Genomic DNA, 3031 nt, shown 5'->3' with positions numbered 1-3031 from the left:
CTCGACGGCGATGTGGCGGAATTCGAGACGCCAGTCGGCGCGCCCCTGCGCCTTGACCCCTTCGCACAACATCCGCCACATGCCGCCGATCGGAGCGCGCCCCGACAGGCCGAACACCGGGTCGTCGAAGCGCGCATCGGGCGCGTAGCAAGCCTGCATTTTCTCGGCATCGAGGGCGCGGAAAGCGTCGTAGAAGGTTTCCAGCGTGGCGAGCGGCGCCTGCGTCATCGACGGCTCCAACCGTAGTGCAACAGTCTCGATGATCGACGGTGCGGGCGAGGGCCGGCATCCGCAATGCCCGCAGCGGCGCTGCGCTCAGCGGGTGACCTTGGGGTTCTCCCAAGGCAGATTGCGTGTCAGCAGCACGCCCAGCAGGTTGTCTTGGAAATTGATGTTGCCGGTCAGCCGGTTGTGGTGCTCGCACAGGAAGAAGGGGTAGGCCACCGGCAGGAAGCTGTCTTCGTGCTGCGGCGCGCTCGGGTCGAGCGCGTCGCGCGCGAGCAGCGAAGGCTTGGTCACGCGGCCGTCGCCCGGCTCGAGCATCACGTCCTCGTAGGCCACGCCGGGCTGCGGCGCGTGGATGTCGGCCGGCGCGAGCCGGGCCATGTCGCGCCCGTCGCTTCCGGGCTCGACGAGCAGCCGTGCGGGTGTGAGGTGGCAGTCGCCGCCGAACAGGACGTAGCGGATGGGCGAGACCGGCTCGGCCACCGAGAGCATCCAGGCAAAGCGGCGCGCGCGCTCGAGCTGGTGGGCGAAGTAGCGCTCGGTGGCCGGGTCGGGCGCGGCGTCGCCGGCGTAGATCGACCAGCGGTGGCGCCGCCACGTCGCCGCATCGAACAGGTCGTCGCCGCGCGGCTGGCCGTCGAGGCCGATCAGCCAGCTCGCGAGCGGATGCGGGAACAGTTGATAGCCGCTGGGCATCGTCGCCAGGGTGCGCGGCGCGATGCGCGAAAGACCGACCGGCTCGCCGCTCAGGAAGGCGTGCAGCGAGCTGACCGAACCGAGGTTGGGCGTGCCGAGCAGGACGAGCTTGCGCACGCTCGCCGCGCCTTCCATCGTGAGCTGCTGCGGCCGGCCGTCGAGCACGTCGCGCGTGCCGAAGCGCAGGTAGTAGCGCGCGATCAGACCACCCATGCTGTGTGCGACCAGATCGACCTTCAGGGCCGGATCGCCGTGATCGCGCCGCACGGCCTCGATGAGCCGGTGCAATTCGCGCGCACTGGCCACGTTGTCCTGCCGCCAGTCGTAGGCGAACACGTACAGGCGCCGCTCGCCTTGCTTCGCCGGCGTACCGGGCACGCCGCGCGTGTAGCCGCCGGGGCCGGTGAGCGTCTCGATGATGGGGCGGTAGAAGTCGCGGCCGAAGGCCTGCTCGGCGATGCCGGCGGCTTCGAGCGGGGAAGGGCGCGGCGCGAGGGTCTGCGGGTCGAAGTCGAGCGCGAGTTCGGGATAGGAAGAAGACAGGATGCGCCACCACGGCCCGGGCCAGACTTCTTCGCCACTGGCGCGGTCGCGCAGGCGCGAGCCGAAAACGCCCGGGATCAGGATGACCGGCGGCTGGGCGGCGTCGTTCATGCCGATGCGGTAGAGGCGGTGCAGGTCGGGGCGCGGGGCGTCGGTGCAGGCTGCAATAGCCACCAGCCACAACACCGCACCCGCCTTTCGAAAACCCACAACGTACCGTGCCGAATTCATCCGGATGAGTTTGCTCACTGCAAAACCGACCGCTTCGTCAACCGTCACCGTGAATTCTGCGGGCCACCCGCTCGACGGTTGCAGAGGCCCGATCGGCATCTTTCAACTGGCATTCCCAAACTGTGATCACTCGCCAGCCCAGCCTGCGCAGGCCATCGGCCTTGCGCCGGTCCCGCGCGGCGTTCGCAGCGAGCTTGGGCGTCCAGTACTCCACATTGCTTGTCGGCAAACGTCCCGCGCGGCAGGAATGGCCGTGCCAGAAGCACCCGTGGACGAACACTGCGACACCGTGACGCGGGAAGAGGAGATCCGGGCGTCCGGGAAGGCCGCTTGCGTTGACCCTGTAGCGCAGACCGAGCCGGTGCAAGCCGTGGCGAAGCACGATCTCCGGCGCGGTGTCGCGCTGCCTGATTCGCGCCATCAGCCGGCTCCTGGCTTCTCGGCTCAGTACGTCTGCCATCACCTTCGGCTCCCAACTCGCCTCCGCTCCTCGACCCAAGCCCGGCCCCTGCCGTCGCCGATCTGTTGCGAAGTGTGCTTCCCGAAAGCAATCCTTGTTCAGGCTGACAGCACTCGACGCCGAGCAATTTGTTGCCCCGCTTGCGGTTTCCGCTGGTTTTGCCGGCGCTATAGCGCCGCGCGCGGCTTCCGCTGAGTGGGCGATAAGCCCGATAGTCGTGCTGGCGACCTGCAATGACACGAAGCACCAAACCTTCCCCAACATCGACGATCGACATGAAAGGAACCGCGATCCTCCGTGAGGTCCTGACGGCCGCGGAACCTCGCCCCGACTCCACAGCGTCGGTGGGAGACAAGAACAAGTATGCGGTCCTGTTCGCAGACCGAATGGCCGAGCTGATTGCGAAAAGCCTCGAACCGCTCATGCGCGGCATCGAAGCCACGACGAAACGGGGCTCCGTGTCGGCGCAAGGTAAGAAACAGCTCGACATCAACTTCTCGACTCGCCACCTCGGCCTTGCGCTCGGTATTTCTCTCAAGTCGGTTCACATCCGAGAAGCCAGCGGCGGTAGGCGCTATACGCACAACATGAAGCGCAACGGGGAGGAGCTTCGGATCGAAGCGAGCGGTTATCACAAGCGGCAACCCTATGCAGTGATGGTCGGCGTTCTTTTCCTTCCCTTCGATAGCTGCAGGGACGCGAGAACAACAAACACCTCGTCGTCTTTCGGTAGCTGGGTGCGCCATCTGGGCTCTATGCCGTTTCGTGTGGAACGCGACAGCCTCATCTGACGCCGGCCGCAGCGGCGAACGGATGAGCCGGCAGGTTCTTCAGGCGTGACAGTCGCAGGTAGGCGATGGCGATGAAGTTGCGGGC

General features: G+C 66.7%; 4 protein-coding genes. 1 reads left to right on the top strand and 3 read right to left on the bottom strand.

The genetic code is table 11. From position 1 onward, the window contains the following. The 3 genes from H0W38_RS19745 to H0W38_RS19735 form a co-directional block, all read right to left on the bottom strand. On the bottom strand, positions 1–228 hold a 228-nt coding region (locus H0W38_RS19745; protein ID WP_292457370.1), incomplete at its 3' end, for a nuclear transport factor 2 family protein. An 87-nt stretch (positions 229–315) separates the two neighbouring features. After that, entirely contained in the window at positions 316–1695 is a 1380-nt protein-coding gene (locus H0W38_RS19740) for a hypothetical protein (RefSeq protein WP_292457368.1), read from the bottom strand. Between the two features lie 37 nt (positions 1696–1732). Beyond that, on the bottom strand, positions 1733–2155 hold the full coding sequence (locus H0W38_RS19735) for a very short patch repair endonuclease (RefSeq protein ID WP_292457365.1): 423 nt from the start codon (positions 2153–2155) through the stop codon (positions 1733–1735). 275 nt (positions 2156–2430) lie between these two features. Here H0W38_RS19735 and H0W38_RS19730 point away from each other — a divergent pair, with 275 nt between their 5' ends. Beyond that, positions 2431–2946, top strand: a complete 516-nt coding sequence (locus H0W38_RS19730) for a hypothetical protein (RefSeq protein ID WP_292457364.1) — start codon at positions 2431–2433, stop codon at positions 2944–2946. Positions 2947–3031: the final 85 nt, after the last annotated feature.

It is taken from the genome of Methylibium sp. (assembly GCF_013817365.1).
Taxonomy (GTDB): Bacteria; Pseudomonadota; Gammaproteobacteria; order Burkholderiales; family Burkholderiaceae_C; genus Methylibium.
This window is presented reverse-complemented; position numbering and strand designations above follow the sequence as displayed.